Source organism: Bradyrhizobium sp. Arg816, assembly GCF_029989365.1.
Lineage (GTDB): Bacteria > Pseudomonadota > Alphaproteobacteria > Rhizobiales > Xanthobacteraceae > Bradyrhizobium.
Genome location: NZ_JAPRAQ010000005.1, coordinates 348,551 through 374,061, shown reverse-complemented (window position 1 = coordinate 374,061; position 25,511 = coordinate 348,551). Strand labels below are relative to the sequence as shown.

Below are 25,511 nucleotides of genomic sequence, written 5' to 3'. Positions count from 1 at the left end.
GGATCCTGCTGACTCAATCGACGATCCTGGGCTCGGGAATCGGCACCACAAACTGAGCTCCCCAGCTGCGGGCGAAGGACAGTTGGCTGACGATCTCCCGCTTCAGGTTCCAAGGCAGGATGAGGATGTAGTCCGGCTTCGTCACATTGATGCGTTCGGGCTCGTAGATCGGGATGTGAGATCCCGGCAACAGCGATCCCTGCTTGTGAGGGTTTCGATCGACCGTATACTCGATGAGGTCCGCCGTGATGCCGCAGTAATTAAGGAGAGTGTTGCCCTTGGCCGGCGCACCGTATCCGACCACGCGCTTGCCCTGGCGTTTTGCTTCCTCGAGAAAGGAAAGAAGCTTCTTCCTCGTCTCCATGGCGCGCTCCTCGAACGCATCATAGTGATCGAGATTGGCATATCCGGCGTCGATTTCGCGTCGCCTGAGATCCAGCACCCGATGGGAGATCGGATGCCACCCCTCGTTGGCGTGCTGAGCGTAGATTCGAAGCGAACCGCCATGGGTCGGCAACTCTTCGACGTCAAACAACCTCAAGCCGTGGGCCGCAAGGATCTTCTCGACGGCGATGAACGAGAAGTACGAGAAATGTTCATGATAGATCGTGTCGATCTGGCACTCGTCGAACAGACGCATCAGATGGGGGAACTCCATCGTGATGACACCCGAGTCGGCGAGAAGCAGGCTCATTCCCTTGACGAAATCGTTCAGGTTCGGCACGTGCGCCAGGACGTTGTTTCCGATCAGCAGATCGGCGCGCAACCCCTCGCGTCGCAGGGTACGGGCCGCACGTTCACCGAAGAACTCCACGCGAGTGGGAATGCCTTTCGTCCGCGCCACCGCGGCGACGTTCTGGGCCGGCTCGATGCCCAGGACCGGCACATCGGCTTCGACGAAGTACTGCAGCAGATAACCATCGTTGCTTGCGATCTCGACGACCTTGCTGCCCGCCCCGATTCCGAACCGTTCGATGACCCGGCTGACGTAGGACTTCACATGCTGCAGCCATGAATCGCTGTAGGATGAGAAATACGCGTAGTCGCCAAAGATGTTCTCCGGCGCCTCCCATTCCTCAAGCTGGACAAGGAAACACTCTCCGCAGACGTAAGCACGCAACGGAAAGAACCGTTCGTCTTGCTTGGCCTTCTCGTCACGAAGATAGGAATTGGCCAGCGGAGACAGCCCCAGATCGATGAACACGCGTTCGAGAGGCGCGTTACAGAAACGGCAACAGCTCAACTCTGTCGCGTGCCCGATTGGTGCTTTGAGATTGATGGGTGACGCCGCTTCTTTCAGCATTCTAGGTCTCCTGCAGGGCAATCTGTGATTGTCGCCGACAGGCTAGCGTCGGGGAGGGACAGAGCTATTGACGGTCGTCAAGTCACGTTTGCTTTTGACGCCTGCGGATCGCGTCCGCGCTCGATCTACGATCCCCTGGCCGCAGCGAAGTTCATGCGGGCCTTCAATTCGTCCCCGATATTGCCATAGGGCTTCCAGACCCGGTCGCGATCCGAGAGCACGCGCACTTCTGTCGGCCAGGAAATTGCCAGCGCAGGATCGTCGTGCGGCAACCCGCCTTCCGCGCCTGGCGTGTAATAGTTGCCGATGAGATAGATCAGCTCCGTATCGTCGGTTAGCGTGATGAACCCGTGCGCGAAGCGCTCCGGTATGTAGAGCCCGCGGCCATTGTCCGCCGAGAGGTTAACGATGACGTGCCGTAGATATGTTGCCGATTCCGGCCTCAGGTCGACGATCACGTCCGCCACCGCCCCCTTTGTGCAACGGACGTACTTGACCTCCGCTGCGGGGGGGTACTGGAAATGCAGGCCGCGCAGAGTGCCGCGTTTTGCATTGTAGCTGATGCTCGCCTGCGCAACTGCAGGCTTCAGATTGTGCGCAAGAAACGTGTCAGCACAAAATACCCGAGCGAAGTATCCCCGGCTGTCTTGATGCCGGTCTATTTCCACGGTGTAGGCGCCCGCGAGGATTGTTTCGGAAAATATCATACGACAGACGCGTTGGCTCGATTCTGGCTACTGGAGAAAGACGATCCGGCAGAGTTTGAAGGCAAGCCACGCCAAGGCTAGATCCCACGCAACGAGGCTGACCAGCGCAACCCCGATACCCAGAGCCGGCCAGTTTAAGGCTTTCGCGATCCTGAGCTGCGGTGCGTAGGTTGTGGTCCTGAGTTGATCGAATTCAGACATTGGGCCGCTCAATCTGTGACGAGACCTCGCGACAGGCTAGCCAGGGAAAGGCTCGCCAATCTGACAAAGCTCAATAACGCGGGCCATGGGACAGCAGCGCCCGAACGACGCTGTGGGTAGCAGGATAATGGATCCCGCCAGTCCGACCGCATCCGCGCCGGACATCGTCTGGAGGTCGATGACCTCCTGGTCTCGCCTGAACTGGGTTGCGGCCTGGACAATGCCTTCCGGAATCGTGGCCGGAGTCGGTTCCAAGTTGAGAACCGTCAAATTCGCCTAGTTCGGGCTTCGTCAAATGCTCCCCAGGGCGGCATGCAATTGCGGTTTTTCATGAGTCACGCATTGTGAGGGGCTTTGACAATGAACATCAGGTCACGGTTTTTCTCGGAAGTAGACGCGCAGAAGTATGCCAAGTCTGGAGCGCTGCGGTTGCAAGCGCGCGCCGCGATTCCGGGCGGAGCACATACTTACGCGAAGGGTGACGATCAGTATCCGCTCGTGTCGCCCGGTTTCATCTCGAGAGGCGCGGGCTGCCATGTCTGGGACGTCGATGGCAACGAGTTCATCGAGTATGGAATGGGCCTGCGCGCAGTGTCGCTGGGACACGGCTTTCCGGCTGCCGCGCAGGCCGCAGTCGAGCAGTTGCTGCGAGGCACAAACTTCACGCGGCCTTCGTCGCTCGAGGTCGAATGTGCGGAACGTCTGATCGAACTCGTTCCAGGCGCCGAAATGGCGAAGTTCACGAAGGACGGATCGACGGCCACGACGGCCGCAATCCGGCTTGCCCGGGCTTACACGGGACGCGACATGATCGCGCTTTGCTTCGACCACCCCTTCTTCTCTTACGACGACTGGGCAATCTGCACGACACCTATGAGCAGCGGCATTCCCAGCGCCGTGGCGAACCTGACACAGGGATTCCGATACAACGACTTGTCCTCGGCGGAGGCGCTTTTCGCCCGGTACCCGGGTCGGCTGGCGGCATTGATCCTGGAGGCCGAAAAGGACGTGCCGCCGACGCCAGGATATCTAGCCGGCTTGCGAGAGGTGTGTCATCGGAACGGTGCCCTCTTGATCCTGGACGAAATGATCACTGGCTTTCGATGGCCAGGGTGCTCCGCCCAACGCCACCATGGAATTGAGGGCGACCTATCGACCTTCGGCAAGGCGATGGGCAACGGCATCGCGATTTCGGCGCTGGTCGGCAGGCGCGAAATCATGGAGCTGGGCGGCCGTGATCATGATCGCGATCGCGTCTTCCTGCTCTCGACGACCCATGGAGCCGAGACCCACGCTTTGGCTGCGGCCCTGGCCGTCATGAATACCTATCGTGACGAGCCAGTCGTCGAAACGCTTCACCGCCAGGGAGATCGCTTGAAGGCAGGCATCGAAGCCGCGACGCAGCGCCGCGGCCTTACCCGCAATTTCAGGCTCGCCGGCCGAACTGCGAATTTGGTCTATGCCTGTTGTGATCGCGACGGAGTGCCATCACAGATCTTCCGCACGTTGTTTCTCCAGGAGACAATTCGTCGCGGCGTGCTGGCGCCCTCGCTGGTCACAAGCTATTCGCACAGCGACGATGACATCGACCGGACCATCGAGGCGATCGACGGCGCATTCGCGGTATATCAGAGGGCGCTGGAAGACGGGCCGCAAACCCATCTGATTGGCCGACCGGTCGCGCCGGTGTTTCGTCGACGAGCCACTTCGACTTCGACCGCGGCGCCTGCAACGAAAGCTCGCCGTTCAAGGCGCGCCAAGCCTGGTTGATTCATCGGGGCCGGCGCGGCGTCTCGTATTGCAAGGCCCGCCGATCCGATCACGTTCGACATCCAAAAACAACTCGCCGCGAGCTCAAGGAGCAATTCGCGGCGAGAAGCTTGAAACACATGGATCGGTTTAGTCGGCGGCGCGCCCGTTGGAGATCCTCGCGAGCCCCTCGATATCAGTGAATTTGATCGTCTTACGATTGGGAAGGTCGATGACCCCCTTCGCCTTGAACTCCGCCAGCGTACGGCAGACCGTTTCGAGCGACGTGCCAACGTGATCGGCGATATCGGCCCGGGGGAGCTGAAGTCGAAACGCGCCAGCGCGTTTGGGGTCTGGAGGCAGGCGCGGCCGAATGCGCAACAACAACCAGGCGATGCGTGCCACACAGTTTTTCTGGCTCATGGTCATCACGAGGGTAAGGGTATCTGCCAGAACCTGGTGCGCCCCACAGGGCTCATCGCTTCGGCACACTCCGGAGGTCCTCGATCGGATAACGCGACAATCCGTCACGGCCTCCGCAGTAAATTGCTGATGGGTTGAGTGGGTCGGCATGACTACATCGCCAGGCCAGTAGAAAGCGAGGATCTGGCGATTTCCGTTCTCGAGAAGGCGGACTGCCCGCACGACCCCCTCAACGATCTCGATCTTCTGCGCGTCTTCCTCTCCTTCCCAAAAGAGGGCCCGGCAGCGAGGGACAAAGGACGTGGACGGGCGCCGAAAATTAGCAACGTTCGATCTGAGACCTTGTGAAAGGGATTCACCATTCGGAAGAAACGCGGATTCGGTAAGCATTTGAAAACACCTCAGCACGTATTCCAATACGCTGAAGTTTAGGCTGACTAAATCCGAAGGATATTCAGGCTAATGCGTTAGGATTTTTCCGGTTCCGGCTAAGCCGGTTGGACTAGTCCGGTCAGGCGATAAAACTATTCGCTGCCCGTCCGGCGCTCAGTGGCGCAAAAGACTCTTGCAGATTGGCAGCAGCGATGCTCACGCAGTTGGCACATTTGCCCAATCTGAGAGCTTCATCTTCCGTGCCATTTTCGAGGAAAGTTGCGCTCTCGAACAGGCTATTGCCCCTTGGCATGACGTCATCCGAAGCTGCTCGCCTGTCCGAGAAGCCGCGAGCTCCTCGAAGAGGCCCTGACAGTCGCTTGAGCCGGAAAGCTCAGCTTAAGGTTGATACAGCGCTGCCAAAGGGCGTCAGAACCTTGACCTCCGGTACCGGTGGTGGCATCGCGTGAGCCATGTCGAACTCCTGCCGACCGGCCGTCGCCGTTGACGATGATCACCGCGACGGGACGACGCGACCCTCGACGGCTTTCACCCAATCGCCGCGGCCCCACAGCCGCCGCCCGTCGTATTTGACCGGACTGCAACGGTTCGGCCTTGCTGGTCCGCAGCGTGGCGGAGCTTCATGATATCGTGGATTATCGGCGGCTCTGCGGTTGCGGTCGCGTATCGCGACCCCACCGGCATCCCTCCGGCTGCCGCCGCACGGCAGCCGGTTCAGAAGGACAAGATCTCGCGCATGGGGGCTTATTCAGCCGAACCGGCACGACCGCCGGCGAACACGGTCGCCGAGAGGCCATCTCAAACAGCTTGAGCCAATGAAGCGATCACCCGTTTGTTCGCCTAAAGACGAACCTCTCCGCAGGCCGCGCCCATCGATCGCCAACAATCAAATCCGAGCCTGGGCCCGAGCCATTGCTCCGATCCAATGAGAAGCGCCTGGTTCTCGTCTTTCTCGCCAGCTTGTCCCTGGGGCCGACCAATTTCGCGGCGATAAACGCCGCCTCCGTCCGATTGCGGGCACAAAGCGCACGCAGGAGCGCCGCCGTATGGATCTTGCTGGTGCCTTCCGCGATGCTCAGCTCGCGTGCAATCTCCTTGTTCGACATTCCCTGGGCTAGCAGTGGAAGAATTTCGTTCTGCCGGCGAGTCAATCGCAGAGATTCCAGATTGAAGTTGACCGTCTGTTGGGGCTCGGGTCGGCTGACATCATCATCCACCAACCATCGCGGAACGTAGATGCGTCCGGAGAGCAAGTCGCCGATCGCGGACAGCAATTCCTCGTCCGACTGGAGCTTGGGCAAAAACCCATGAAAGCCAGCCGAAAGACACTTCAGTACATCCGCCCGACTGCTCGACGCCGACATGACCGCAATACGGGTCGCCGGCCTCAAATCGACAACTTCGGATAGGACCGCAAGCGCGTGATGGTTAAGACAATCCAGATCAATCAGGATTAGGTCGACATTTGTCTCCAGCTCAAAATTCTCGAGCTGCGAAGCGTCTATGACGCGCGACTTCTTGAACCGGGCCTCAATAACACCTTGGAGGCCGCTCCGATAAACACCGTGCTCATCAACAATCAGAATGACAGGCACTGCTCAAACTCCGAGCAATCCCGTACTCTTACCCGGGACTCTCACATAGATGGCAGTTCGAACGAAGAATAATTACGATGGCAAAACAGGCACGAAAATAGGCGCTTAGCTCTTGGTGTCCCCTACCTCCACTCTAACGACGACATGATCGATTGCCGCATTGCAAAAATATTATGAGGAGTTAGGGAAAAGTCAACGCATTATAGCAATGCGTTCCGAAGTCGACGCGCCAAAGGGCTGGCGTCGCCTGGAGAACACGTCAAAATTGTGTGATCATTCACACACAATCGTCGGAACGGTTTCGGGAATTGGCGTCCACCGCAGATGAGGATCCACCTGCTCGGTGTGCTGCAGGTGCCGGAGCTCGGAAAGGCGCGTAAACGGCGCGGCATTGAAGGTCGCTTCGTCGAGCTGGATGCGCTGGAACACCCCCCTCAATTGTTGCGCGCCGCGCTGCGCATTCCATTGGCAGCGAAAATTCGGCATATGCGCCTTGATCTTCGCAAAAGAGACGCGATAGCTGCGATTGTCCGGGCCGCTAGGACCAAACGAAAGATCGCAACCTGTGAACGTGTCGTTCACGATCTCCGCGATCTCCCGCACCGTGTAGTTCTGACTTTCATCGCCGACATTGAACGCCTCGGCACAAACCGCTTCGCGCGGCGCCTCCAACGCGCACAGGATGGCCTGGCAGATGTCCTCGATGTGGACCAGCGGACGACAGGGAGTGCCGTCGCTCATGACGCGGATTTTTCCCGTTGTGAACGCCCACCCCGAAAGATTGTTCAGGACGAGATCGAAGCGCTGTCGGGGAGACGCGCCAAACGCGGTAGCGTTACGCAGAAACACGGGCGTGAAACGGGAATCGGTCAGCTCGACAAGATCGCGCTCGACGAGAACCTTGCATCGCGCATACGCAGTCTGAGGCTCGCAAGAGGACGTCTCGGATTTCGTCTCGACGCCGGCGGCACCATAGATGCTGCAGGAGGACGCATAGATGAACCGTTCGACACCCGCCGCCTTGCACTTGCGGGCAAATTCCACGGAGCCGCGATGATTGATCTCCATCGTGATGGCAGGATCGTTCTCTCCCAGCGGATCATTGGAAAGCTCCGCGAGGTGGACCACGGCGTCAAAGCCTTCCAGATCGGACGGTGACAGCTGCCGCGTATCGCGCGACATGACCATCGGACGCGTCCTGCCGTCATCAAACAGCCAGCCGCGGCGATAGAGGCCAGTGTCGATGCCTGTCGCATCGTAACCGCGCTCAAGCAGTCGCGGACCAAGCACAGCACCGATATATCCGTCAGCCCCAGTGAAGAGAACTCGCATCTGATTCATCTCCTCAATGAGTCGCCTGATCGGCGGTTGCGGGTTGCGATACCTTGGCGCTTCCATTCGCGGCGGAGCCCTTATTCCAGACGCACCAGGGTGGATCCCCGGCATCCCAGAGGCCCTGCAAAATGGCCTTGTCGCGCAAGGTGTCCATGTTCTGCCAGTAACCGCGGTGCCTGTAGACGGCCAGTTGATCCTGCTCGGTCAGACGGGCAAGCGGCTCGTTCTCCCAGCTCGTGCTGTCGTCGTCGATGAGATCGAGGGCCTGCGGCTCGATAACGAAAAAGCCGCCGTTGATGACCTGACCGTCGGTCGCGTCCTTCTCGCGGAAGCCGGCCGCGCGGGGACGATCAGACGAGAGATTGATGGCGCCAAATCGGCCTGGCAGCTGAACCGCGGTGACCGTCGCCAGTGCGCCCTGCTGATGGTGGAATTTGATGAGGCCGCCGATGTCGACGTCGCTGACGCCATCGCCATACGTCATGCAGAAGGTGGAGTCCCCGAGATGCTCGCGCACCCGTTTGACCCGCCCGCCGGTCATCGTCTTCTCTCCGGTATCAACCAGCGTCACTTTCCAGGGTTCCGTTCCGCTCCGATGCATCTCAATGCGGTCGCGCTGGAGATCGATCGTGAAGTCCCCCTGATGGGACAAATAGCTCGTGAAGTAGTCCTTGATCACGGTGCCCTTGTAGCCGCAGCAGAGCACGAAGTCGTTCAGGCCGTGATGGGAATACAGCTTCATGATGTGCCACAGGATCGGACGACCGCCGATCTCGACCAGAGGCTTCGGTACCACCGAAGTATGCTCGCTCAATCGCGTGCCGTAGCCACCGGCGAGGATAACAACCTTCATAGGGATCTCCTGTGCTGGGTTCCCCACCGAAACATGCATCGCTGCAGTTTCGGATGGCGCAGCCTGGACCGTAGGTCGCTGGGGCACGATCAAGTTGATGATCGTCAACTCGGGAGGGCGACATCGATCGACGCCGTGCGCTGCCCTGTCGCGACGCGTTCACCAGTGCGACGATTTGACGTTCATCAACTTGCCGATCGGCGCCACCGATATTCGAGGATCGAGGCGGACGCCCGCCACCCAAGCGGAAAGCGCGATGACATCGGTCGGCGACAAGTGGGAAGCGGCGAAGGGCAGGCCCGCGGGCTTCGATCTCTTGCGTATCTCGCTATCGGTCGCCGTCATCCTCTGGCACTCGGTCGCGGTCTGCTACGGCTTGCCCGCCGAACAATGGTTCTACGGCGGCCCATTGAAGCCAGTGGTCTGGGTTATCGTTCCCGCCTTTTTTGCTCTCAGCGGATTCCTCGTTGCCGGAAGCCTCGAGCGAAACAGCCTTCCGGCATTCGTCACTTTGCGGGTCATCAGGATATTCCCCGCCTTGACGGCGGAAGTCCTGATCTCTGCCGTTCTGATCGGCCCGCTCTTCACGGATCTCACTTTGTCGCAATATTTCACCGACACGGACTTCTTCCGTTACTTTCTCAATACGATCGGTGACATTCACTTCTATCTGCCGGGTGTCTTTTCCGACCTGCCCGTACCAAACATGGTGAACAGCCAGCTTTGGACCGTCCCGCACGAACTCGAATGCTATGTTGTCATCAGCGTGGCCGCGCTGATCGGCCTGACGAAACGGCACCGGCTCTTCCTGTTCGCAGTCCTGTTCGTCGTCATCGCGATGGCGTTGCGAGACATTGTGGGGGCGAAGCCCGCCTCGCCCGCCGCGCCGCCGGGCCGGATGCTGGTTCTCGCCTTCCTGTGCGGAGTGGCGCTGTTCCTGAATCGAACTCGGATTGTGTATTCGCGCTGGCGGCTATTGATCAGCCTGGTTGGCTTCGCTGCTTCCGTGCTCGCCTCCAGCCGCGCCGGGGAGGATCTCGCCGCACTCTTCGTCAGTTATTTCACGGTGTATCTCGGACTGCTCAATTTCAAGATTGGACCTGTCACCCGAGTGGCCGACTACTCGTACGGCATCTATCTCTACGGATTTCCCGTCCAACAAACGGTGGCCGAGCTGCTGCCGAACCACCGCATCTGGTACGTCAATTTTGGCCTCAGCCTTGCCGTGACTTCGATATTCGCGATTGCATCCTGGCACCTGCTCGAATCCAGGGTTATGGCGGAGAAAAAACCGATCCTGGCGTTCGTTTCCGTACTCGCGGATCGCTCGCGGTACATCCTCCTCACCGCGTGGAGCTCGCTGTTTCGCCGGCCCGCGTGAGTCCGCATAGCACCTTCCAAGCCGCCGGCTCCGTCTGCCCATCCAGCCGGCGTCGGGCAACCGGAAACCATGAGGACCAGGAGCCCCGCTGCCTCAGGACCTCGAGATACGGCGGCTTAGTCGGCGAAGCAGGCCAATGCGACCGTAAGCTGCCGGATCGGGGCCGATCCTTCCATCATGCCGGTCGAGCCTCGAAATGACGGCGTGATCATCGCTGGTCAACTCGAACCCGAACAAGTCGATGTTCTCGGCCATACGGGCCACATTCGCTGACTTCGGTATCGCAATTGTGCCATTTTCGAGGTGCCAGCGAAGCACGATCTGCGCAGGCGAACGGCCGCACCGTTCCGCAATGGCCGATATCCTCGGGTCGGCGAGAGCCGCGCCCTGCCCGAGCGGACTCCACGCCTGCGTCACGATGCCATAGCGCTCGTGGATGTTCCGCAGCTCGCGCTGCTGGAACGCTGGATGCAGCTCAATCTGGTTCACCGCCGGTACGACGCCACTCTCGTGGATGATACGCTCCAGATGATCGGCCATGAAGTTCGATACGCCGATCGACCGGACGCATCCCTGTTTCTGGAGCTCGACGAGCGCGCGCCAGGTCTCGAGATAAGCGCCCTGTTGTGGGCATGGCCAATGGATCAGATAGAGATCGACGATGTCGACCTGCAATCTCGCTGCGCTCGCCTCGAACGCCCGCATCGTCCGGTCGTATCCCTGATTCTCGTTGCGAAGCTTTGTCGTGATGTAGAACTGGTTTCTTGCCCGTCTGAGGGCCGTGCCAACGCCGCTCTCGTTCCCATAACCCGCAGCCGTGTCGATCAAACGATAGCCAGCGTTGATCGCGGATGTGACGACCTCCGGCGCGATCGCGTTGTCGATCTGCCAGACCCCGAGGCCGAGTTGAGGCAGTGCCTGGCCGTCGTTCAACAGAACCATCGGGACTTGCGCTGCAGCTGCAGCGAGGTGCTCCTGCGGCGGCTCTGCTTGCCTCGGCGCCATTCCAAAAGCAGTAGTAGCCGGCCCAGCCACGCCACGATCGGACGCCAAGGCGTATGGCATGGAGGCAATCACTGCCGATTGGAAAGCGCGCCCACCTGCCCAACTGCGAACCATCACGGCCTTCAGCCAGTCACGGACGGCCAGCGTACGGCTTTCGAACATAAAATAGAAGATGGTCGCGGTGAGCAGGCACGACAGGATGAAACTTGCGTTGAGTCCGACCGAAGCGAAGGTGAATTCCTGGCGATCACTGGCGACTGTGGCGTTCAGGAGCAGCAGGATCGGATAGTGAATCGCATAAAGGGAAAAGCTGAACTTTGCGAACTCCCTGCCGGCGCGAAGAAATGAGGGCAGCGATACCTTCAGATGGTCTATGGCGACAATGACTGCGGTTGTGCCCAATCCGACCGCCATGCTGAACGCGGCCCATTGCGGGAAGAGGCCCTTCATTGTGAGAAGATACAGTCCCGTTGCACTCAACAGGAAGCCGCAGCACCACGCCCAGGCCGGCGCAACCAACGCGTAGGCGATCACGCCGAGGCACCAGATGAAAAAGAAAAAGATGAACTTCAGACCCACATGCGTGCCGCTGTCGTCGTGATGCTCTGCGAGCGCAAACAGCCCGAAGACGACGACGATCATTGTGACGTAAGCTGGCTTCTTGCGCACCGAGATCAGCGCAAAAAACAGCACATAGTACCAGAATTCGTTCGACAGGCTCCAGAGGGCGGCATTTCCCGCGAATTCCGAACAGGCTATCGACTGGAGAAACAGGCCGTTGCAGATCGCGGCCGCCGCACTGACAGGCGCGCGGAAAATGAGCGCACTGTTATAGACATCCTGGTGCGAGGACACGTAGGTCTGCCACCCCGTCGACTGCCGTGCCGAGATGTACAGGCAAAAGGATATCGTCAGCGCCGGCAGGAGAACGAGGTAGAGACGCGATAGGCGCGCGGAGAAATAATCGACGGCGTTCAGCCGTCCTTGCGAGCTTCTGACCAAGGCAGGCCCACCGACGAGATACCCGCTCAGGACGAAGAACACGAGGACGGCCGCGGGGCCATTCGCGCTGATTGCCCACAGCATGGAATAGACCGCTCTGATTTCCGGACCGTAACTCTCGTCCGGCAGCTTCTCCATGAACATCAGCTGATAGGAATGAAATGCCAGGACTTCGACTGCCGCAAGGCCGCGTGCGAGATCGAGCCAATCCGACACGACATTCGAAATTCCGGTCTGTGCGCGAAAGCCGATCACGTGATGCCTTCCGTCTCGAACCACTTCGAACCACCGAAGAGACGCCAGCCTTCCCGCTTAATCCCGAGCTTTCCAGTCGAGTTGACGATGCTCAATAATGAGCGGTGCAGCGGCGGCAGACGCGAATACCTCTCGTCGCAGGGATGGCGAGGATCGCATTCGTCAGGAAATGCCGATGCGCGAAGTTTCAAATGTCAGAGGAGCCATGCGGCACACCGAGGCAGGACAATTCGACGCGATGCGCCCAACATGCGACCAGCCCACGACGCACGAAAGACGAAAACAAGCGGTATTTCCTCGCGATAGCGGCGGTGGCAATTAAACAGGCCCTGCTGCCTCTTGAGGCAGATATCGCGATGATCCAGCAATGATGGAGGAGTGCCTCAGTGCTACCCCATTCCGCAACAAATCAATCACATTGACGACAGATTCTGTTGCAAGCGTTAACCCTGTTGCAGGTCGCTGCTTGTGACAGTCGCTGCTCGAAATGAGTGCAATCACGTGGAGCTACGTGGATTTCATTGCGCCTCGTGATTGAACTTTATCGCAGCTTAGTTCATCCTTTCGGGAAAGGCTCAGAGTGATTCGGCAAGTCCGATTTCGTAATGCGAGTTAATGGCCGCAGGGCGTCAGGCCGATTCTTGCACCTGTCGAGTATCAGCAGAAACAGCGTTTGGTAGGCGCGAACGACGTGACGTCGGCGCTCCTTCTGGCCTCGCAATCCGCGGTCAGCCTTGAGTGCTGTCTCACATCCAAAAAATCGAAAGACTGGGAAGGTGAAATGGGGATTTCGTTATCAGAGCTGATCAAACAGAACACGCTCGGGCAGAGCGAGGCGTTTCCTGCGGGTGTTCCGCACAGCTACAGTTGGTACAAGGGTTGGAATCCCGGCGGTCAGATGACACCGCCGGCCGGCTTCACCGCGGTGGAAGGCTGGGGCCAGGTCTATACGGAAGAAGGTGCTCCTGCGTCTCCAAGCGCTGACGTCGAAGTCGCCAAGGCAGTCACCTACGTGCACATCAAGGAGACCGGTCAGTGGGTGCTGGTCCAGGACCAGTCGAAGCTTGGCATCGGCGGCGGCCATTTCGTCTCTGACTTCGCGGGTAATTCGGCATACCCGATGACGGTGACCCGCCTGTCGAACGGAGCGGCGAGCTTTGATGCGCCGACGACCGGATACAACGATCATTTCTGGTATGGATCGCGCGGCACCTACGCGGCCGGTACGGTCGACGGCGTCTACGTCCAGATGGACATGAGAACGACCGACGCCAACGCGAAGCTGGTGGGCATGGTCGGCGTGGACTGGTGGCGCAACGGCACGGCACCATTTCTTGCCGACCACAGCAACAATCCAGGTGTCGGAGGCAGCAACTGGGTTGAGCTTTCGACCCAGTGGAAGACGATCGGCTACTATTCCCTGAGCACTACGGCGTTCCAGGCAGACTTGCCGCCGCCGCTGCTTGGATCTCCTCAAACGCCCCCGGTCACGTCTCCCGACACGTTGGCTCCGGCAGCGCCCACGATAGCGACGATTTCGCCGGACACAGGTACCACCGGAGACAAGATCACCAACGCCAAGCAATTGACGTTGAGCGGAACGGCTGAGGCGGGCAGCACCATCAAGGTGCTTGAAGGCTCCACCGTGGTCGGCACGACCAAAGCCGGTACAAGTGGCAGCTGGAGCCTGACCACGGCCCAATTGTCGGACGGCAATCACGCCTTCACCGCAACCGCCACGGACGCGGCGGGCAACGTCAGTCGCACATCCGCTTCGCTCAGCATGCGCGTGGATACGCTGGCGCCGGCGGCCCCCACGATCACGGCACCGGGTGCTGTTACCGCCGCGGCCAAGACGACGAACACCGGGCAGTTGACGTTGAGCGGCGCGGCGGAAGCCGGCAGCACGGTCAGGGTCGTCGAGGGAACGATCGTGATTGGCACGGCCACTTCTGACGCGAGCGGCGCCTGGAGCCTGACAACGGGCCAATTGGCGGCCGGCAGCCACGCTTTTGCAGCGATGGCCACTGACGCCGCGGGTAACGTCAGCACGAAATCTGCTGCCCTGAACGTGACCGTGGGCGGCCCCGTCACTTCGCCACCGGCAGATGGCAAGAACCTGCTCGTCAACGGATCGTTCGAGGCAACGACTCTCGCGCCCTTCGCCGACGGCCGTTGGGGTGCGTTCCAGTCGGTGGCGGGCTGGACTGCGATCTCCGGCGGAACGATCGAACTCTGGAACAACCTCGGTGGCGTCCAGGCGACCGACGGCGGCAATTTTGGTGAGCTCGACTATGCCGGTGCGCGAGATGGCTTCTACCAGGACGTGAAGACCGTCGCCGGACAAACTTACCAACTGTCTTTCGATGCTCGCTCGCGACCCGGCTTCACCGGCGCGACCTGCTCGATCGAGATATTGTGGAATAACTCGGTCATTGCGACCGTCCCGCCCGGTAGCACCTGGGACACCTACGACTTCAACGTCGTAGGCACCGGCGGCAATGATCGCCTGACCTTCCGCGAAGTCGTCAGCCAGGGCAGCGACGGCCTCGGTGCCATGTACGACAACATCCAGCTCACCGCCACGGCGAAGCCGGTCGATCCACCGCCACAGTCAGCGGACAAGAACCTTCTGGTGAACGGATCGTTCGAATCCTCTTCGCTGGCGCCCCTCCTCGACGGCCGCTGGGGTGCCTTCGATGCCATTCCGGGCTGGCACGCCATCAGTGGCGGAACCATCGAGCTCTGGAACAATCTGAATGGCGTGAAGGCAACCGACGGCGTCAATTTCGGCGAACTGGACTACGCTGGAGCCCGCGACGGACTTTACCAGGATGTGAAAACCGTGGCCGGGCAGCAGTACGTTCTTTCCCTCGACGCGCGTTCGCGGCCGGGGTTCACAAGCTCGACCTGCTCGATCGAAGTGCTCTGGAACGGATCGGTCGTCGGAGTGGTACCGCCGGACGGCACGTGGAAGAATTATGATTTCACGGTGACCGGCACGGGCGGACAGGACCGCGTGACGTTCCGCGAAGTTGCGGGCCAGAGCAGTGACGGGCTCGGTGCGCTCTACGACAACGTGTCTTTGGTTGCGAAGCCGGCAGGCTCTGCCTCGGCGTCGCTGCTGAACACTGCAAACCAGGCGGTCGCGTTGATGAGCCAATATAGTGCGACCGATGCGACCAAAACCAGCGCAGTGACGAACGGGCCGCTTGTAACCGACCCGAACGCTTCACTCGCGCAGACGCTCTCCTTGCCCGCCCAACACTAGCTTTCCGGCGACGGGATAGAACCAAGTTCGCGGGCGCCGTTTTTCACGGCGCCCCGTTTTTGCTTCGAGAGACGGAATTGATAGCCGTCAACTCGGCCCGGCCTGCCGCAGTTTAGATGACCCCGGGCGCGCCCAGAATGATGCTGTTCGCCGTCCATGACGCCGTTGCGCGATCTCACACGTGGAAGGAGCCGGCCGTGCATCCGAGCAATTCTACTTCCGATCGGAAACTAGGTCGGGCGAGATCAAGCGCCTCATGGCGATTGACGCGGCGACACGTCGGATGATCCCACATCCCACGGCAAATTCGGCAAACATCGTGGAGTTTCCCCCGCACAATCATGCCGGTGCGGCCGCCGATCGCGCGCTTCCAACCGCGACAGGCCATCCTTACGTGACGATCGCAATTCCCACGTATAACCGGGCCGCACTCCTGAAGGGATGCATCGCATCGGCGCTGGCGCAGACCTACCCTCATTTCGAGGTTCTCGTTTCGAACAATGCGTCGCCGGACGATACCGCACGGATCCCGGGCGAATTCAGCGATCCGCGGCTGCGCGTCATCACCCAGGAAACGAACATCGGCCTGCTTCCGAACTGGAATGCATGTGTCGCGAATGCCCGCGGCGATTACATCATTCTCGTCTCCGATGACGACAGAATCATGCCTTCTCTGCTCGAGCGATGCGTCGCCCTCATCGAACAACAGCCGCAACTTCCAGTCGTCATCACGCTGAGCAATCTGCATGCGGCCTCGCTCGGCCAGACGCGCCCTCCGCGCGCCAGCCGGACTCTCGATACCGGCGTCCGGGACGGAGCCACGATTCTGAATGCATTCCTGACCGACCAGATCACCGTCAATGTATGCGGCGTGATGATGAACACCGACCTCCTGCGCGAGCGTGGCGGCATCCCGCTGGATCTGCCACACACCGCCGACGTTGCCGCATGGGCACCGCTGCTTCTTCTCGGCAAGGCCGGTCTCGTCAACGAAGCTTGCGCGACCTACACCTATCACGACGATTCCGAGACGGCTCGACTGGGAGTGGAACAGCTGCTGGAGGACGGTCGCAAGGTCGCCGATCTGATCGCGCACACCGCGGGATCCTGTGTGCAGGACATGCAGCTGCGCAAGACCATCCAGCTCCAGGCCAGGCGCTGCTTTGCACGTCGGGGACTGATCACGTTGACCGATTTCCGCAAGGGCGGGGCGAGCATCGCGGAGATGGCGAGCGTGGCTTGGCAGTTCCGCCGGGATTTTCGCGGCGTAAGCCTGCAGGCCATCCTTCGCTTCGTTGCTGTCGCCCTTTGTCCTCCGCTTCTCGCCGCCCGCCTGCGTCGCTTGAGGCGAGGCACCACCGAACAACTCGCTTGACAGCACGAACCTGGCCGGCCGCCAGCGAATTCTGCACCGGCACAGTCGGCCACGATTGACCGGCCTAAACCGTTATTGATGCCTCTCAAATTCGTCCGGCTCTCGCGCCCTAGGCTGCCCGGGAGTCGTTGATTGCCCGATCGAGCGGACAGGACGCGAAAGAGCGCGATGGTGGTTTTTATGCCTGATTCACTGCCCGCATCATGAGCACAACAGCCTTGCCTGCTTCATCCAGACGCCTTCTCGTCGATCTCATGGTCATGGCCATGCGGGCGAGCGTCATGGGTTGCAAATTCGGCCTCGCGCTGTTCATCGCCCGCTATCTCGACCTGTCGTCGCTGGGTCTCTATGGCCTCGCCGCCGGCGCGATCGCAGCCGTCCCGATCGTGGTCAATCTTGGTATGAACCACCTGCTCATGCGCGACGCCGTCACGGCCTCTACCGACGATATGATCGACAGCATGCGCCACTATTGGGGCTTCGTGGGCTTCTCGTACACGGCTCTTCTGACGATCGCGGCGCTGGTAACCGTCCTCCTCGGCACCACGTCTCTCTGGATCCTCATCGTCGCCGTGATCGCGTTCGAGCACGTGGGCAACGACATTTTCTACCTCCTTTCCAGCTTGCAGCGCCACATCTGGGCAAACGCCATCGGCTTCATTCGTGGCGGGGCCTGGATTCTCGTCTTTGTCCCGCTCGCCATCTGGGACACAAGCTTCAGATCGCTTCCGTATCTGTTCGGCTTCTGGCTGGTGGGAGGCGCCGCCTCAGTGGGACTGTTCGCCTTCCTGAGCCGGTCATGGCCATGGCTGGCTTCCTTTTCCCGTCCGTTCCGGGTTGCCGTGATCACCGACGCGATCCGCAGGTCCTATCTGATGCTGTTGAGCGACCTCGGATTCATTACGAGCCAATATATCGACCGTTACCTGATCACACTGTTCCTGGGCCTGAAAGTCGCCGGCGTCTACTTCCTTTTCTGGACGGTCGGCAGTTCCGCAACCACCTTTCTGGGTCTGGTTCTGCAACAGAAGCAGCGCCCATCGCTGATCAGCGCATATCGGACCAGCGGCCCCTCGGCGCATCGTCAGCTGGCCTGGCGTTTCCTGCAGACGACGACGCTCGCGACCGTTGCGCTCAGCACGGCGGTTGGGTTCACATTCCAGGTGCTTCTGCCTTGGGTTGCCCCACAGCCAGCCCTCATCGCCCAACTGTCGGCATTCTGGCTGATCGTGGCGGGACTGGCCGTTCGTTACATGGCCGATTTCGGGGCCTTGGCCTTGTTTACGGCGCATCTTGACCGCCTGACGACGGTCACGAACCTCGCCTCGGTCGGCGTACTTGTGCTGGCGCAATTGGCGCTGTTGCCCATCGCTGGGCTCCATGGCGCCGGAGCGGCGATCCTCCTGGCCTCGCTCATCATGACCTTGTGGCGCTACTGGCTGCTGTTCGGCTTCCCTGTCTCAAACGTCTATTCCCGCCGGGCGGGCGTCTAGTTCAGAGGTTCAGAGCGTTCCCGTGAATGTCCAGCCGTCAGGGACGGCTGACACCGCCGGCATATTTGGTCCGCCTGAATACGCAGTCGACCTCGAGCAACGATGCGGGATCCCGGGAGTAATACGTCACCGGGCGCAACTGGCTCAGCGTAAAGCCAGCCTCTCGCATGAAGCGGAGTGCTTCATCGAACTTCCAGGTGTCCTCATAGAGATGGATCAGGGGCAATTCGAGCTGAACGCCAAGCAGGTTATGAAGCGAGTTTGCGCCTCCACGCAGGACGCTCTGCTCGAACCCCTGCGTGTCGACCTTCAGGAACACGCGCTCGCCGGCGAATTCCGCGAACATCGAGTCAAGCGTGGCGATCGGGACTTGGTCGACGCGAACCACTTGGGATTCGTAGATGCTGGCGCGACCGATCTCCGTCTGGCTGACGATCGAGCTCATCGCGGTGTTCTTGCTCACGTTGATCTGGATAATGCCATTGGCGTCACCAAGCGCAGTATTCCGGCACTCCCATTTCTGGTCGGCGGCGCACCCTTTCTCGAGACTCTTGAACACGTCAACCACAGGCTCAAAGGAGACGATCTTGCCCGAATAACCCTGCGCTCTGAGATCCTGCCCGAACTGGCCTTCGTTCGCACCGACGTCGAGAACAAGGTTTACAGAGCGGGATTGGAGAAACTCCGTCAAATTCGGATGATGACGGCGAATCTCGTATCCAGCTGATCTGACGAACGATTTCAGTCGATCCTTCACCATCATGTCTCTGCTCCTGTTGGGTTCAGTCAAGTTCGACCAGGTGGTCGATATCGCGTGTGGGTGGGACAGACGGCTCACCGCCAGCCGAATTGGCTTCGTCGCCATCTCAGGAGCGGCGACACAATTGCCCTGCCCAGTTGGGTCCGCCGCAGCCCAACCTTCACCAGGTCCAGGGCCGGCGACGGAAGGGGGGGCATCAGATCGTCGCGCGTGAAGAAGACTCCATCGCCCTGATCGAGATCACATTCGGCAGCCTCTCTCACGCGATCGCGCCAGAAGGCGAGCTCATGCTGCGGCGTTGGAGCGCTGTCCGCCCAGTCAGGCTGAAGACCCTTCGCAAGCACCCGATTTGCCTCGTGCTTGAACAGCCCCGGCTGCTGTTGGCGGATCGCAAGCCGCTTGGATATCTGGGCCGGCGAGCGGTATGGAAAGTGCTTCAACCGTATCCGTGACGGATATGTGCGTCCGCGATTATGTGGCCAGATCAGTCCGCCCCAGCGGAGATCGCGCCGATGACGGACGAAACGCGGCTCGCTCCAATTGTTCTGATAGTATCTGAGGCGCTCCTGCACGGGGCGGGCGAGCCATTCTGCCGGGTTTTCCTCGTAATTCCTCAAATCGGCATCTGTGAAGTAGAAATTCATCGTCGCCGAGAGAACGAAGCCGTAGTTCTGGGGCACGTCCTTGAGGAATCGGGCCGGATGATCGATGAAGAACTCGTCGGAATCGAGCCTGCACCACCAGTCTCCCGGAGAAGCAACGTGGCGTCGCGTTTCAAATATGTCTCCACGGAGTTCGTCGGTAAACGTCCTGTCGTCGTGGCCAACGAGCTCGATTCTGGGGTGGCAATTGGCGAGATCCTGGAGCGTCTCCCAGGTCCCATCGACACTTCCGTTGTCAAAGATAAAGATCCGATCGCTCCACCCAAGAGCCGCCTTCAACGTCTCCTCGACAATGTCATTCTCGTCTCGAACGCAGCAAATGCTGAATATCTTCATGTCGCGGATCACCCTTTGTACCGGCGACGGCTACCAACGCATCAGGTGGCACTCACCCGCACGGCACACTGCGTTCATCCCTTGAGCGGCGGCATTCTGAACGATCGCGCAGTGCCGGCGCCGTTGTCCTCATACTCAGCCCACCCGGCTGGATAGAGCCCCCTCACCCGATCTCCTCTTTGGGCGGCCATCAACAGATTCGTGACATGATCCTGATCCGCAACCGCGGTGGCCTGGTTTGACGCTGGAGACATGGTGCTCTTGGCAATCTCTGGACCGAAAATGCCGCCCAGGCCGAGCAGAATTCCGCCAGCAATCGCCAGTGCGACGAGTTGCGAGACTTGCGGGAACACCGGGGCCGTCGGCGTTATCGCCTTCTGCACCACTCTAAGAGAGGAGAGCTGGCTCTTCTTGGCGACCTCAGAGCTGATCTGCTCTTCGAGAATACGAGTCGCGTACTGAGCGGCAGCCGACGATGCGGTTGTGAGAACCCGCTTCAATCTTCCGTATTCCGCCTCTTTCGCAGAGAGCGACGCCAGCTCCTTGTTCACTTTCTCGAGCTCTGTGCCGAGCTGATTGAGGAGTTCGGTCTGACCATTGAGTTCGGCATTCAGCTTCATCAGTGATGCCATGTTGTCCTGGTAGACCTTGATCAGAAGCAACGGCGGCTGTTCCTCAAACTGATCCGGCGGCTTTGTGACCGGATCGAGCGGTTTGCGTGTATCTTGCCCTCCGAGCGTGGTCACCATCCGGCTGACGGTCTTGTTCTGTGCAACTGGCCGCAAGATCGACAGCTGATCGGCGATCGACAATTTCTGTCCCTTCTTGTCCTCGATCGTTCCTCGCGTCGTGGCAATCTGCGCAGAAAGGTCGCTGGCTCGTTTGAGAAGCAACTGCCGCTGGTCGTCGACGGCATAAATCGAGGCCTCGACGGAAAAGCGCTTCAGGTCCGCAGCCGCGACCTCGGCTTCCTCCTCCAGCCGTTTCGTTTGTGCCTGGAAAAACTCCTGAGCGCCCGGCATTTGCACGTCGAGGCTTTGCACGGTGACCAACGCGTTGGCGAGCTCGTTCAGATAGCTCGCGGCGATCACCGGATCCTTGTGGCGAAACGTTATCTTCAGCAGATCCGAGCGCCCTTCCTGTTTCGCATTCACCCGGTCCCGCAAGCTGAGAATGCCCGCCTGGTTGCGCTCGATGTCCTCTTCCGTTTCGTCGACCGGCTTCGCCTGTGCCTTCTGGTCTGCAGACTCCCTGGTGAAGACGTCCCGAAGATCGATCTCCCTTCCCCATGCCATGAATCTGGCCAGAAGCGTCGGATTCGAGTCGGCCGATAGCCTCTCGTAGCCGACGTTCTTCGCCGCTTCGAGGATGACCTGATCGATCTTGGCGATGCGCGACAGGGATTCCATTCGGCTTTGGAGGTCGACGCCCTCTCCGAATGGTGAGGTCGCCGCATTCGTGGCAGATCGCTCCTTGATGCCCTGCCCGGCACGAAGCAGGACATAGGCTTCATAGCGGTCGCCAACCGCCGCGTAGTACAGAAAGGCCGCGCCGGACGTCAGCAACAGGCACAGATAGATGACCCATTGCCGACGCCACAACAGACCGAATGCACTGGCCAATACACTGCTCGTGCCACGTTCCACGGTTGCCCCCAATTCTTGTGACAGCCCACGGTCCACCCAAGCGCTCGGGCGGGTATTGACGACCGTCAACTCAGACCCGGCAATTGCCGACATGTTGATCCGACAGATCGGTGCCGGATAGGGCGCTCCCGTTCGAAGGGACGACGCGGAACCGAAAGGTCAGAAGCGCGGAGTACGCCTGCCGTGAACGATCTAGCTCTGGGAAGGGAGGGAACGCCGCACCTCGCTTCCGGTTTAACGACCATGCAGGGCCGCTTCTTCGTGGTCACCTGCTTTGGCCTGGTGTTCCTGAATTGCCTAACTTTCCTCTATCATCTCACCGGCTCGACGGTATTTAACGTCCTGAGCAACTCGACGAGCCTGCTCCTGATCCTGTGGTCTGCGCACCACGTCTTGATCACGAACGAAAAGAACTACTTCTATAATGCGCTGTTGACGCTGGCCTGCATCTTCACGGGAACGAGCTATCTAGTGAACTTCGGCTCATTCGAACTATCCGATGGTTTGAAGCTCGTCTCGATCTATTCGTTCTATGTCGCCGGCCGCGGCATGTCCGAGCGGATGCAACTCCCGGAAAAGCGCGGCATCTACATGCTTGCGGCTTTGCCGCTCATTTTCAGGGTGGTTGGTCAGACCCACGTCTACACCAGCATCGAATATCCTGACGTGTTCTCCTACTTTCCCAACACGAATACCGCAGCGCTTTACTTCTCGGCGTTGTTCTTCGCTCTGTCCCCCTGGTTCGGAAATCGGGTCCTGGTCGCGCAGTTCATCAATGCCGCGATCATGAATCGTGTCGGTCCGGCCCTGGCGACCATCGTCTCCATCGGCCTCTGGTCCTTCTTCCCATTGCGGCCGCAGGTCTTCGTCGTGCTCATCCTGCTGGCGTGCGCCAGCATTGCGGTCCACGCTTTCGGGGCACTCGATCGACTTCTGACCGGACTGAACGCAATCGCGCTGATCTGGAGCCTTGACCCGAGCACGGTCGCTCGGATGACGACGAAGCAGCTGATCGATTTGACTGGAACGACGGACATGTCCGCGTTCTTTCGCATCACCCATTGGACCAATATCTGGCAGATCTATTCGTCGCTGGGGCCCGGCGGAATACTGTTCGGATACGGCGCGAGCCGGACCGGCGTCCTTACCGTGCTGCCACTCCCGCCGCACAACGACTACCTTCGTGTCCTGGCGGAATATGGCCTGCTCAATTTCCTGGTCTTCGTCGTCTTCGTCTTCAGCATCGTTTTCTCGCTGAAGGATCGGGCGGCAAAGACAATGTACACGGTGCTTCTGATCTACTTCCTGTCCGAAAACCTGATCGACAATTTCACGTCGATGACACTGTTCTTTTCCTACGCAGGCCGGTTCACGTCCCCGAAATGGCGGGCACGTGACCTGCCCAAGGCATGAGCAAGGAAGCACAGTTGATGGATTTCTCGATCTCTGCGCTCATCAAGCAGAATACCCCCGGGAACAGCGAAGGCTTTCCGGCAGGTGTGCCCCCGAGTTACAACTGGTATCAGGGCTGGAATGACGGTGGGCTATGGTCGCCGCCCAAGGATTTCACCGCGGTCGAGGGCTGGGGACAGGTCTATCCCAAGGTGGGAGAGGCGCCGTATTCCAATCCGGGTGCGACGGTCGAGGTCGCCAACGCCAAGACCTATGTCCGCATCAAGCATGCGGGCGAATGGACGCTGGTGCAGGACCAGGCCAATACCCAATTGACGGGAGGACATTTCGTCCCCGACTTCGTCGGCAACGTTGCCATTCCCATGAAGGCCACTCCCCTGGCCGGGGCGACGATCGCGTTCGATGCGCCCCCAGCCGGCTACAACAACCATTTTTGGTACAAGGCGCGCGGAACTTACCCAGCCGGCGCCGTGGATGCCGTTTATATCCAGATGGAGATGCGGGTCACCGATCCGAACCTGCGTCTTGTGGCCATGGTCGGCGCCGACTGGTGGCGCGACGCACGAGCCCCATATCTCGACGACCACAGCAATAATCCGGGCGTCGGCGGCACCAACTGGATCGAGCTCTCGACGCAGTGGAAGGTGATCGGCTTCTATTCCATGAGCGCCGATGATTTTTTCGCAAGCCCGGCTCCGCCGCTGCGCGGCTTGGCGAGGGAGACGCCGCCCGCAAGCCCTCCGGCACCTGCCCGAAGCGGCGAGAATGTCATCCAGGAGGGGCCGATTCAACCTGCGCCGCTTTCCGGGGAGCAGAAACACACCGGCCTGAACGCGACCGGCGAGCAGGCTCCAGCTCAACAGGCCTCGCAGCAATCCATCAACTCCGGCTCGCACATCATTCTCGCCGATCCGATCACAACCGTCCATGTGATGGCGAACGACTGCATATTGGGTTTCGCCCTGACGCTGGGAGCACTGGTCAAAGTCCGCCGGACCAGAACTGCCAAGCTGCAGACGAGCAAACTGGATGTGAAAGCATGACGGTCAACGCGTGGAAACTTCCCACTCTGCAGGCCGCATCCGATGAGATGCTGCATCTGGACCTGCTCCGGTTCATCGCGTCTGTCGGCATTGTCGTCCGGCATTCGTTCGAGTTCTTTTATCCGGCTGCCATTCGGCCGACGCTCCCGAGCGGCCTCGCCCTGTTCGTCGATCTCTTCTTCGCGATCTCAGGATTCGTGATCGCACATGTCTACCAGGGAAAAGTGGGCACCCTTTCCGAGTACGGGATGTTCCTCCAACGACGTGTCGGCCGGCTGATGCCGCTGCACTGGCTGACGCTAGTCGCGTCGATTATCGTCTGGTCCGGATTCGTCGCGCTGGGCAAGGCAGGAAATCACCAGCCATCCTTCGAAGCGAGATGCATCACTGAAACCGCCGTTCTGCTCAATTCGATGTTCTCCTGCGGCAACGGAATCTCATTCAGCAGCGTATCATGGTCCATCGGCGCAGAGATGGTCATGTATCTGATGTTTCCGCTGTTCGCCTGGGCGGTGGTCAGGTCAAAGCTCCGGTTCCTTGCGATAACCTCCCTTGCGCTCGTTGCAATGATCATCGTCGATCTCGTGCAGAACCCGGTCGATCGCTCCTGGGTCGACGTTTGGCCACCCCTCCGGGCGCTTCCCTCCTTCATGATCGGCGTTTGCCTGTTCTACTTCCGCGACAAGGTTCGGATCCCAGCACCGCGACGCGTCCTGCTATTATCTTTGACGATGTTGACGATCTCGATGGTCACCCACACCCATCATCTCATCTCGCTTGGGCTCGTCTATGTCGTTGCAATCGCGGCAATCGCGGCGGATCAAGCGACTGCGCCGGCGCTGGTGAAGCGCTTCGCTCCTCTCGGTCAACTGACCTACTCGATCTATATGTGGCACTCCCTCGTCATCCTGATCGTCATGAATGCGATCGCCGACAAGCTCTTCCAGGCATCGTCCGGACTGATGGTCGTGTTCTGCGCAATCTCATGGGTGATCATATTCGCGATCTCCTATTTCTCCTACGTCGTGATCGAAACGCCGGCGCGGCACTATATCGACGGTCTCGGGCGAGGCAGCAGGCGCCGGATCGCGGACGTCGTGGCGCCCGACAACAAAGGGCTTCGGCGTCAAACGGGCTGACGCGGCAGCACGCCGACAGTCATCACGGCTGTTCCGGAGCGGAACCAACAGCTCTGTCGATACGGAATGCTTCGCAACGCCGATCTTCCGAGCCGCATCGCCAATCGCAGAGCCATTCTTGACGTTCGTCAAGTCCGGAGCACCGCCGGTGCCTACGATCCAAAAGACGCT

Annotated in this window: 19 protein-coding genes and 2 pseudogenes; 8 read left to right on the top strand and 13 right to left on the bottom strand. The window is 59.8% G+C overall.

Annotated features, from left to right (window positions below; genetic code table 11):
* Window positions 1-13: 13 nt before the first annotated feature.
* The 3 genes from OWC48_RS15730 to OWC48_RS15720 all read right to left on the bottom strand — a co-directional run bounded on the left by OWC48_RS15730 (window position 14) and on the right by OWC48_RS15720 (window position 2,211).
* The gene (locus OWC48_RS15730; protein ID WP_282520805.1) at window positions 14-1,303 is read right to left on the bottom strand and encodes a class I SAM-dependent methyltransferase; all 1,290 of its coding nucleotides are present in this window, start codon (window positions 1,301-1,303) and stop codon (window positions 14-16) included.
* A gap of 125 nt (window positions 1,304-1,428) precedes the next feature.
* Window positions 1,429-2,010, bottom strand: coding sequence for a dTDP-4-dehydrorhamnose 3,5-epimerase family protein (locus tag OWC48_RS15725; protein ID WP_282520804.1), 582 nt, complete (start codon window positions 2,008-2,010; stop codon window positions 1,429-1,431).
* Between the two features lie 27 nt (window positions 2,011-2,037).
* A complete protein-coding gene (locus OWC48_RS15720; RefSeq protein WP_282520803.1) occupies window positions 2,038-2,211 on the bottom strand; it encodes a hypothetical protein in 174 nt (57 codons plus the stop codon).
* 360 nt (window positions 2,212-2,571) lie between these two features.
* Here OWC48_RS15720 and OWC48_RS15715 point away from each other — a divergent pair, with 360 nt between their 5' ends.
* Window positions 2,572-3,981, top strand: a complete 1,410-nt coding sequence (locus OWC48_RS15715) for a glutamate-1-semialdehyde 2,1-aminomutase (protein WP_282520802.1) — start codon at window positions 2,572-2,574, stop codon at window positions 3,979-3,981.
* Window positions 3,982-4,110: 129 nt separating this feature from the next.
* On the opposite strand, the gene OWC48_RS15710 is transcribed toward OWC48_RS15715, so the two are convergent.
* The 5 genes and pseudogenes from OWC48_RS15710 to rfbF all read right to left on the bottom strand — a co-directional run bounded on the left by OWC48_RS15710 (window position 4,111) and on the right by rfbF (window position 8,559).
* Window positions 4,111-4,383: a Crp/Fnr family transcriptional regulator gene (locus OWC48_RS15710; RefSeq protein ID WP_282520801.1), complete on the bottom strand. Its 273-nt coding sequence runs from the start codon at window positions 4,381-4,383 to the stop codon at window positions 4,111-4,113.
* A gap of 96 nt (window positions 4,384-4,479) precedes the next feature.
* Window positions 4,480-4,773: pseudogene (locus tag OWC48_RS47150) on the bottom strand (hypothetical protein); the annotation flags it as partial.
* Between the two features lie 827 nt (window positions 4,774-5,600).
* Window positions 5,601-6,371 carry a response regulator transcription factor gene (locus OWC48_RS15705; RefSeq protein ID WP_282520800.1) on the bottom strand — a complete coding sequence of 257 codons (771 nt, stop codon included), beginning with the start codon at window positions 6,369-6,371 and terminating at the stop codon, window positions 5,601-5,603.
* Between the two features lie 273 nt (window positions 6,372-6,644).
* Window positions 6,645-7,703, bottom strand: coding sequence for an NAD(P)-dependent oxidoreductase (locus OWC48_RS15700; protein ID WP_282520799.1), 1,059 nt, complete (start codon window positions 7,701-7,703; stop codon window positions 6,645-6,647).
* A gap of 13 nt (window positions 7,704-7,716) precedes the next feature.
* Window positions 7,717-8,559 carry a glucose-1-phosphate cytidylyltransferase gene (rfbF, locus tag OWC48_RS15695; protein WP_282520798.1) on the bottom strand — a complete coding sequence of 281 codons (843 nt, stop codon included), beginning with the start codon at window positions 8,557-8,559 and terminating at the stop codon, window positions 7,717-7,719.
* A gap of 97 nt (window positions 8,560-8,656) precedes the next feature.
* Here rfbF and OWC48_RS15690 point away from each other — a divergent pair, with 97 nt between their 5' ends.
* Complete coding sequence (locus tag OWC48_RS15690; protein WP_282520797.1) at window positions 8,657-9,940, top strand: acyltransferase; 1,284 nt, start codon at window positions 8,657-8,659, stop codon at window positions 9,938-9,940.
* Window positions 9,941-10,033: 93 nt separating this feature from the next.
* Here the strand turns inward: OWC48_RS15690 and OWC48_RS15685 are convergent, their stop codons facing one another.
* Together OWC48_RS15685 and OWC48_RS15680 are read right to left on the bottom strand one after the other, a co-directional pair.
* Entirely contained in the window at window positions 10,034-10,945 is a 912-nt protein-coding gene (locus tag OWC48_RS15685) for an aldo/keto reductase (RefSeq protein ID WP_282520887.1), read from the bottom strand.
* Between the two features lie 192 nt (window positions 10,946-11,137).
* A pseudogene (locus tag OWC48_RS15680) lies at window positions 11,138-12,163 on the bottom strand (acyltransferase family protein); the annotation flags it as partial.
* A gap of 730 nt (window positions 12,164-12,893) precedes the next feature.
* Here OWC48_RS15680 and OWC48_RS15675 point away from each other — a divergent pair.
* From OWC48_RS15675 to OWC48_RS15665, 3 genes are all read left to right on the top strand, one after another.
* Window positions 12,894-15,473, top strand: a complete 2,580-nt coding sequence (locus tag OWC48_RS15675; protein WP_282520796.1) for an Ig-like domain-containing protein — start codon at window positions 12,894-12,896, stop codon at window positions 15,471-15,473.
* 394 nt (window positions 15,474-15,867) lie between these two features.
* On the top strand, window positions 15,868-16,848 hold the full coding sequence (locus OWC48_RS15670) for a glycosyltransferase family 2 protein (protein WP_282520795.1): 981 nt from the start codon (window positions 15,868-15,870) through the stop codon (window positions 16,846-16,848).
* Window positions 16,849-17,051: 203 nt separating this feature from the next.
* On the top strand, window positions 17,052-18,341 hold the full coding sequence (locus OWC48_RS15665) for a lipopolysaccharide biosynthesis protein (RefSeq protein WP_282520794.1): 1,290 nt from the start codon (window positions 17,052-17,054) through the stop codon (window positions 18,339-18,341).
* Between the two features lie 37 nt (window positions 18,342-18,378).
* Here the strand turns inward: OWC48_RS15665 and OWC48_RS15660 are convergent, their stop codons facing one another.
* The 3 genes from OWC48_RS15660 to OWC48_RS15650 all read right to left on the bottom strand — a co-directional run bounded on the left by OWC48_RS15660 (window position 18,379) and on the right by OWC48_RS15650 (window position 21,838).
* Window positions 18,379-19,104, bottom strand: coding sequence for an FkbM family methyltransferase (locus tag OWC48_RS15660; RefSeq protein WP_282520793.1), 726 nt, complete (start codon window positions 19,102-19,104; stop codon window positions 18,379-18,381).
* Window positions 19,105-19,175: 71 nt separating this feature from the next.
* A complete protein-coding gene (locus OWC48_RS15655) occupies window positions 19,176-20,111 on the bottom strand; it encodes a glycosyltransferase family 2 protein (RefSeq protein WP_282520792.1) in 936 nt (311 codons plus the stop codon).
* 62 nt (window positions 20,112-20,173) lie between these two features.
* On the bottom strand, window positions 20,174-21,838 hold the full coding sequence (locus tag OWC48_RS15650) for a hypothetical protein (protein WP_282520791.1): 1,665 nt from the start codon (window positions 21,836-21,838) through the stop codon (window positions 20,174-20,176).
* 90 nt (window positions 21,839-21,928) lie between these two features.
* On the opposite strand from OWC48_RS15650, the gene OWC48_RS15645 reads away from it, so the two are divergent.
* From OWC48_RS15645 to OWC48_RS15635, 3 genes are read left to right on the top strand one after another with little or no spacing between them, the layout of a single operon-like run.
* Window positions 21,929-23,158 (top strand): O-antigen ligase family protein, encoded by a 1,230-nt coding sequence (locus OWC48_RS15645; RefSeq protein WP_282520790.1) that lies wholly within the window; start codon window positions 21,929-21,931, stop codon window positions 23,156-23,158.
* 17 nt (window positions 23,159-23,175) lie between these two features.
* Window positions 23,176-24,201 carry a hypothetical protein gene (locus OWC48_RS15640; RefSeq protein WP_282520789.1) on the top strand — a complete coding sequence of 342 codons (1,026 nt, stop codon included), beginning with the start codon at window positions 23,176-23,178 and terminating at the stop codon, window positions 24,199-24,201.
* Window positions 24,198-25,340, top strand: coding sequence for an acyltransferase (locus OWC48_RS15635; protein ID WP_282520788.1), 1,143 nt, complete (start codon window positions 24,198-24,200; stop codon window positions 25,338-25,340). Before OWC48_RS15640 ends, OWC48_RS15635 begins: the two co-directional genes overlap by 4 nt.
* The last annotated feature ends 171 nt before the right edge of the window (window positions 25,341-25,511 follow it).

Bases quoted from the DNA above. Each gene is read 5' to 3' on its own strand.
- OWC48_RS15730 (WP_282520805.1), bottom strand. From the start codon at position 1,303: ATGCTGAAAGAAGCGGCGTCACCCATCAATCTCAAAGCACCAATCGGG.
- OWC48_RS15725 (WP_282520804.1), bottom strand. From the start codon at position 2,010: ATGATATTTTCCGAAACAATCCTCGCGGGCGCCTACACCGTGGAAATA.
- OWC48_RS15720 (WP_282520803.1), bottom strand. From the start codon at position 2,211: ATGTCTGAATTCGATCAACTCAGGACCACAACCTACGCACCGCAGCTC.
- OWC48_RS15715 (WP_282520802.1), top strand. From the start codon at position 2,572: ATGAACATCAGGTCACGGTTTTTCTCGGAAGTAGACGCGCAGAAGTAT.
- OWC48_RS15710 (WP_282520801.1), bottom strand. From the start codon at position 4,383: ATGAGCCAGAAAAACTGTGTGGCACGCATCGCCTGGTTGTTGTTGCGC.
- OWC48_RS15700 (WP_282520799.1), bottom strand. From the start codon at position 7,703: ATGCGAGTTCTCTTCACTGGGGCTGACGGATATATCGGTGCTGTGCTT.
- rfbF (WP_282520798.1), bottom strand. From the start codon at position 8,559: ATGAAGGTTGTTATCCTCGCCGGTGGCTACGGCACGCGATTGAGCGAG.
- OWC48_RS15690 (WP_282520797.1), top strand. From the start codon at position 8,657: ATGATCGTCAACTCGGGAGGGCGACATCGATCGACGCCGTGCGCTGCC.
- OWC48_RS15685 (WP_282520887.1), bottom strand. From the start codon at position 10,945: ATGGCGCCGAGGCAAGCAGAGCCGCCGCAGGAGCACCTCGCTGCAGCT.
- OWC48_RS15665 (WP_282520794.1), top strand. From the start codon at position 17,052: ATGAGCACAACAGCCTTGCCTGCTTCATCCAGACGCCTTCTCGTCGAT.
- OWC48_RS15660 (WP_282520793.1), bottom strand. From the start codon at position 19,104: ATGATGGTGAAGGATCGACTGAAATCGTTCGTCAGATCAGCTGGATAC.
- OWC48_RS15650 (WP_282520791.1), bottom strand. From the start codon at position 21,838: ATGTCGGCAATTGCCGGGTCTGAGTTGACGGTCGTCAATACCCGCCCG.
- OWC48_RS15640 (WP_282520789.1), top strand. From the start codon at position 23,176: ATGGATTTCTCGATCTCTGCGCTCATCAAGCAGAATACCCCCGGGAAC.
- OWC48_RS15635 (WP_282520788.1), top strand. From the start codon at position 24,198: ATGACGGTCAACGCGTGGAAACTTCCCACTCTGCAGGCCGCATCCGAT.